This is a genomic window from Aquabacterium sp., assembly GCF_035476535.1.
Lineage (GTDB): Bacteria > Pseudomonadota > Gammaproteobacteria > Burkholderiales > Burkholderiaceae_C > Pseudaquabacterium.
On sequence record NZ_DATILJ010000096.1, the window covers coordinates 1 to 4,380 of the forward strand.

At 70.0% G+C, this 4,380-nt stretch carries 5 protein-coding genes; all 5 read right to left on the minus strand.

The window, feature by feature from the left end; translation table 11 throughout:
• Positions 1-353, minus strand: a 353-nt coding sequence (locus VLK61_RS09710; protein ID WP_325420591.1) for a hypothetical protein, incomplete at its 3' end; no start/stop codon positions are given.
• Between the two features lie 4 nt (positions 354-357).
• Positions 358-1,608 carry a CaiB/BaiF CoA transferase family protein gene (locus VLK61_RS09715; protein ID WP_325420593.1) on the minus strand — a complete coding sequence of 417 codons (1,251 nt, stop codon included), beginning with the start codon at positions 1,606-1,608 and terminating at the stop codon, positions 358-360.
• A gap of 47 nt (positions 1,609-1,655) precedes the next feature.
• Entirely contained in the window at positions 1,656-2,087 is a 432-nt protein-coding gene (locus VLK61_RS09720) for a universal stress protein (RefSeq protein WP_325420595.1), read from the minus strand.
• A 10-nt stretch (positions 2,088-2,097) separates the two neighbouring features.
• Positions 2,098-2,790, minus strand: a complete 693-nt coding sequence (locus tag VLK61_RS09725) for a TerC family protein (RefSeq protein ID WP_325420597.1) — start codon at positions 2,788-2,790, stop codon at positions 2,098-2,100.
• Positions 2,791-2,930: 140 nt separating this feature from the next.
• Positions 2,931-4,325 (minus strand): sensor histidine kinase, encoded by a 1,395-nt coding sequence (locus tag VLK61_RS09730; RefSeq protein ID WP_325420599.1) that lies wholly within the window; start codon positions 4,323-4,325, stop codon positions 2,931-2,933.
• Positions 4,326-4,380 lie beyond the last annotated feature (55 nt).

A 4,380-nucleotide genomic window follows, 5' to 3' on the forward strand; every position in this document is an offset into this window, starting at 1 on the left:
TGACGCTGGCGCCACCAGGCCACGTCGTTCAGCTTGGTGCGCAGGCGCAGCAGCAACTGGTCGGCGTGGCCGGGCAAGGCCGCGAGCCGCGCGCTGCCGTCCAGCGCCAGCGCCCAGGCCTCGGCCACGGCGTCGTCGCCCCGCCAGTGCGCCAGGGCAAAGCGCCGCTGCACGCGCGGCAAGGCACCGGGCTGCAGCAGCGGCGCGCCACCGGGGCCGGCGCCGTCATGGCACCAGGCTTGCAGCGCCTGCCAGTGCGCGGCGGCCACGGTCCGCGGCGGGGCTGTCGGTGGCCGCAGGGCCAGGTTGTCATAGCGCGCGCCACACGCGGCCAGATGCTGCGTGAAGCTCAAGACCTCAACCAGCCCGCTCGGCTGCGTCACTGCCGGCACGCGCGCCGAGCACCGCCGCGGTGTGTTCGCCCAATGCGGGCGCCAGGCTGCGGATTGCGCCCGGCGTGGCCGACAGCTTCGGGCAGATGCCCGGCACCTCGAGCGCCAGACCCTCGGCGGTGGTGATGCGCTCGATCATCTGCCGCGCGCGATAGTGCGGGTCGGCGGCGATGTCGGCCACGGTGTAGATGCGGCCGGCCGGCACGCTCACCGCCTGCAGCGTGGCCACCACCTCGGCCACCGACCGTTGCACGGTCCAGGCGGTGATCGCGGCGTCCAGCTCATCCGCGCGCGCCGCCCGCTGCGCGTTGTCGGCCAGCCCCGGATCCTGGCCCAGGTCGTCACGGCCAATGGCCGTCATCAGCCGCTTGAAGATCGAATCACCGTTGCCGCCGATCACCACCTGGCCGTCGGCGCAGCGGTAGGCGTTGCTCGGCGCGATGCCCGGCAGTGCCGAGCCCGCTGGCTGGCGCACGGCGCCGAATGCGCTGTATTCGGGCAGCAGGCTTTCCATGCAGTTGAACACCGCCTCGTACAAGGCCACATCCACCACCTGGCCGCGTCCTTTGGGCGCTTGCGCCGTGCGGCTGAGCTGCCGCGCCTGCAGGGCCAGCAGCACACCGATCACGCCATGCAGCGCAGCCAGCGTGTCGCCCAGGCTGACGCCGGCACGCACCGGCGGCCGGCCGGGCTCGCCCATCAAGTGGCGCAGGCCGCCCATGGCCTCGGCCACCACCGCGAAGCCGGGCAGGTCGCGGTAGGGGCCGGTCTGGCCGTAGCCGCTGATGCGCAGCATCACCAGACCCGGGTTGGCGGCCGACAGCACGTCGTAGCCCAGGCCCCACTTCTCCAAGGTGCCGGGCTTGAAGTTCTCGATCAGCACATCGGCTTCGTCGATCAGCCGGCGCACGTCGGCGCGGCCCTCGTCGGTGCGCAGGTCCAGCACCACACTGCGCTTGTTGCGGCTCTGCACCTGCCACCAGACGCTGGTGCCCTTGTGCAGCATGCGCCACTTGCGCAGCGGATCGCCGCCTTCGGATGTCGATGACGCGGGCGGCTCGATCTTGATCACGTCGGCACCGAAATCGGCCAGCGTCTTGCCGGCGAACGGACCGGCAATCAACTGGCCGAGTTCGATCACGCGCAGGCCGGCCAGGGGCCCGGTGTTCGCCGGGCCGCCGGCCGGCGGGCTGGCCGCGGGAGGGGTCGTGTCCATGGGGTCCGCACTGTAGCGCCAGCGCGGACCGCTCCCCCGCCGCTTGATCAGGAGCCGATGACCTGCGGGTCGCCCTTCGCATCGAGCAGCTGACGCACCTGCTGCGCCAGCGAGCCGAACAGCCGGCCGGCCAAGCCGGGTTCGTCCTGACCGAAGATGATGCGATCGCAGGCGAACTCACGCGCCGCCGCCGCGATGGTCTTGGCGCTGCGGCCCACCCGCACCGTGCCGGTGTAGGGCACGCCGGCCGCGTCGAGCAGGCTGCCCGCGGCTTGCAGCTCCTCTTCGCCCATGCCCAGCTGCAGCTCGCGCAGCTTGCTCTGGTCGAAGAACATCGCGACATGCCCCGAGACGAGCGGCTGCACCCGCAGCAGGTGTACGGTGGTGGGTTCTTCGCGGCACAGCCGCACGACTTGCTCGATGGCCGAGCGCGTGCGCGCCGGCTGGGTCGGGTCGACAGGGACCAGGATGTGTCTCATGCCGACGCCCTCAAGCGGCCTGGCTGGCGGGTTCCGGCTGGCGGCGACCCGACAGCCACTTGCCGGTCATCACCACGGCGACGGCGCCAAGCACGGGCACCACGGTGTGCAGCGCATGTTGTTGGGCCGCCCAGCCGGCGATGGCGGGGTCGCCCATCGCCATCTCGCCGGCCACCCAGCCCAGCAGCGCGGCGCCCAGGGTGATGATCACCGGGAAGCGGGTCATCAGCTTCAGGATCAGCGAGCTGCCGAAGATGATCAGCGGGATGCTGATGACCAGGCCGAACACCAGCAGCGCGGTGTTGCCCTTGGCCGCGGCTGCAACGCCGACGACGTTGTCCAGGCTCATCACCAAGTCGGCCACGATGATGGTCTTGACGGCGACGGCCAGGTTGGAGTGGCCTTCGATGTGCTCTTCGCCGTCGTCCGACTTGAGCAGGCCGACGCCGATCCACAGCAGCAGCGCCGCGCCGACCAGCTTGAGATAGGGCAAGCCCAGCAGATAGACGGCAAAAAAGGTCAGCACGACGCGCAGCACGATGGCGCCGATGCTGCCGAACAGGATCGCCTGCTTCTGCTGCGCCGGCGGCAGCGAGCGGGAGGCCATCGCGATGACGACCGCGTTGTCGCCGCTCAGGACGATGTTGATCAGGATGATTTGCGACAGGGCAATCCAGAAATCTGGGCTGGACAGAAAGGACATCGTGTCTCCTCGAAAACGCGCCGGAACCGACGTGGTTCCGCTGTGCTCGAGGCTAGGGGGCGGCGCTGTCAGCTTTCTGCCGGCCCGCTGTCAGGAACTTGTCCGTCAGCTGTCAGCCAGCTGACAGCCCGCGGCGGCGTTCAGCCGGCGCGCAGCGGGAAGAACACGCTGAAGGTGTTGCCCACGCCGTCGGTGTCTTCCTCCAGCGTGATGCGCGCGCGGTGCAGCGTGGCGATCTCGCTGACGATGGCCAGGCCGAGGCCGCTGCCGTCTTCCTGCGTGCCGAGCAGGCGGTGAAAGCGCTCGAAGATGCGCTCGCGCTCCTGCACCGGGATGGCGGGCCCATCGTCGCTGATGGACAGGCGGCACTGGTCGGCGCCGCTGCCACCGGTGCGCACCGTCACCCGCCCGCCGGACTGGCTGTAGCGGATCGCGTTGTCGATCAGGTTGTTGATCAGCTCGCGCAGCCGGTCCCGATCGGCGTCGATCATCAGCGCGTGCTCGCCGCCTTCGAAGCCCAGGTCGATGTGGCGCTTGATCGCTTCGGGCACCCAGTCCATGCTGACTTCCAGCGCGTAGGCGTTCAGGTCCAGCGGCTGCAATTGCATGGCGTCCAGCGCGCCGGGCTCGTTGCGGGCCAGCGACAGCAGCTGCCGCACCAGCCGCGACAGGCGGTCGGCGCTGATGTAGAGCTGGGCCAGCGAGTGGCGCACACGTTCGACATCGTTCTCGCGCAGCGCCAGTTCGATCTGGGCCTTCAGGCCGCTGACGGGGGTCTTCAGCTGGTGGGCCGCATCGGCCACGAAACGGTTCTGGAAATCGAAGGTCCTGCCCAGCCGGGACATCAGCTGGTTGACCTCGTCGACCAGGGGCCGCACCTCGCCGGGCACATCGTGGGTATCGATCGGGCTCAGGTCCAGGTGCGAGCGGTCCGACACCGCGTGCCGCAAGCGCTGCAGCGGCGCGAGGCCGCGCGAGATGCCGAACCACACCACCGCGGTGGCCATCACGATCAGCAGCAGCTGCGGCAACACCACGTTGGCGACCATTTCCCAGGCGAAGCGCGAGCGCTTGCGCAGGGTTTCGGCCACCTGCACGCGCACCAGCGGCGCAGCGGTGCCAGTGTTGACCGGCATCCAGGCCAGCATCATGCGCACCGGATGTTCACGCACCGCATCGGCATAGAACTGCGGCTTGGCGCTCCGCGGCATCTGCGGCGGCTGCGGCATGCCCACGTCGCCGCCCAGCACCGCGCCGTCGTCGGCCACCACCCGGTAAAAGAGCAGGTCTTCCTGGTCCAGCAGCAGGACGTTGCCGGCCGCCTCCGACAGGTTGAGCCGGGGCCGGCCGCCCTCGATCCGCACATGCAGCACGATTTCCCGCGCGATTTCCAGGAGCGCGCGGTCGTAGGCGAGGTTGGAAAAGCGCTGCGCGTTCCAGTAGGCGGCGGCGGTGTCCAGCACCAGCAGCACCGCCAGCGGTCCGAGCAGCCAGGCCAGCAGCTTGCGCTGCAGGCGTGGCTCAGGCTTGCGCATCGCTGCGGTCCATCAGGTAGCCCATGCCGCGCACCGTGCGGATCTCGCAGCCCAG